Annotated in this window: 2 protein-coding genes; both read right to left on the minus strand. The window is 43.7% G+C overall.

Annotated elements, in window-relative coordinates; translation table 11 throughout:
* Positions 1 to 57 precede the first annotated feature (57 nt).
* Positions 58 to 207 carry a hypothetical protein gene (locus tag F6K38_RS41585; protein ID WP_158026457.1) on the minus strand — a complete coding sequence of 50 codons (150 nt, stop codon included), beginning with the start codon at positions 205 to 207 and terminating at the stop codon, positions 58 to 60.
* Between the two features lie 576 nt (positions 208 to 783).
* Positions 784 to 1,557: type I methionyl aminopeptidase (map, locus tag F6K38_RS41590; RefSeq protein ID WP_287360684.1), on the minus strand; the 774-nt coding region annotated here is incomplete at its 5' end.

Consider the following 1,557-nt stretch of genomic DNA (forward strand, 5'->3'; position numbering starts at 1 on the left):
TCCCGTGGGTTTTGTTAGCCATTTAGTAGTCATCTTTCCGGATATCAATCCCATCAATCAGAAGAAATAAATGGTAGATGCACCCTGATAATTACCCCTAGGCTCAACGGTTTGGGGGTTTTCTTTTGAAACAGCTGTCGAATCCCTATCAAAGCTAATAGTTACCAGAGACATTCCGGCAATTTTTTCGACTATTTGATTGGTCATAGTTCCGGAGATTAGTAAAGTAACTAAGAAGAAAGAAATTAGATGCAACCTGATCAACACCCCTGAGATCTGATCGGGAGTTTTTTAGCAGTAGATAGATTGCGGTCTATGTAACTAGTTACTAGAAGCACCGTCCAACAATATTTTTCACCCATTTACTTTTCTGAGTGGGGTTGCGATGTGGATGCTCTCACCGCCTAGAGGAAACTTCCTTATTATAAGGCTACATTGATTGGGTGATGATGATTGCTCAGAAAAGACTGAGTGCCAAATAAATTAGCGCGTTAATCGTTTTTAATCCCAGCTCTGACGAGACTGGGTTTTAAAACTTCGCGCTTACTTGCGATCAAGTATCCCGGCTGTTAACAGCCAGAAATTTGGTAGTTTTTAGAAATAGTCCCAACCCAATATATCATACCTAATCTGGTAAGCAATAGCTATGGCTTGGGAGAAAATGGTACACCTAGACCATTTCCCCTGGAGTAGGAGATGCTCCTCTATTCACGCATACCGACTACCCACTGATAAGTTCCATGTGCCAGCAAGTCTTTCACTAGTTCATAAGTAACGCTATAGTTAGACCTTGGCACGATCAGTCAAGATTTCGTAGCCATCAGTTGTTACCAAAACCGTATGTTCAAACTGAGCGGATAGAGAATTATCGACCGTAACAACTGTCCAACGGTCAGATAGGGTACGTGTGAACTTAGTACCAGCATTCAAAATTGGCTCAATCGCCAGAGTCATCCCAGCACGCAGCTTGACATTCGGCAATTCCCGGGTGCGAAAGTTGAATACTGAGGGGTCTTCGTGTAGATTTCGCCCCACACCGTGACCCGTATAATCCTCCACTACACTATAGCCATAAGTTTGGGCATGGTCTTCAATCGCACCAGCAATGTCTAACAAGTACTTCCCTGCTTTAACCTGTTCGATGCCCTTGTAGAGGGTTTCATTTGCCACCCGAATTAATTGACTCGCTTCTGGTTTAACCTCTTCAATCGGAATAGTAATGCATGAGTCTCCGTGAAATCCCTGATAGTAGGCACCTGTATCAACTTTCAACACATCACCACTGCAAATTACTTTCTTGGCACTAGGAATACCATGAACTACTTCGTGATTAAGGCAGCTGCAGATCGACCCAGGAAAGCCGTAGTAGCCTTTGAAACTTGGGGTTGCTCCCATCTGACGGATCCGCTTTTCGGCATAGGTATCTAAATCCGCTGTGCTCATTCCTGGCTCAACCATTTCAGAAATTTCTTTGAGTACTGTTGCCACAATAGTTGCCGCCTGCCGCATGATCTCAATTTCACGCTCAGATTTGATTTCAATCCGTCGGCGTTTTTT

It is taken from the genome of Moorena sp. SIO3B2, assembly GCF_010692525.1.
Lineage (GTDB): Bacteria > Cyanobacteriota > Cyanobacteriia > Cyanobacteriales > Coleofasciculaceae > Moorena > Moorena producens.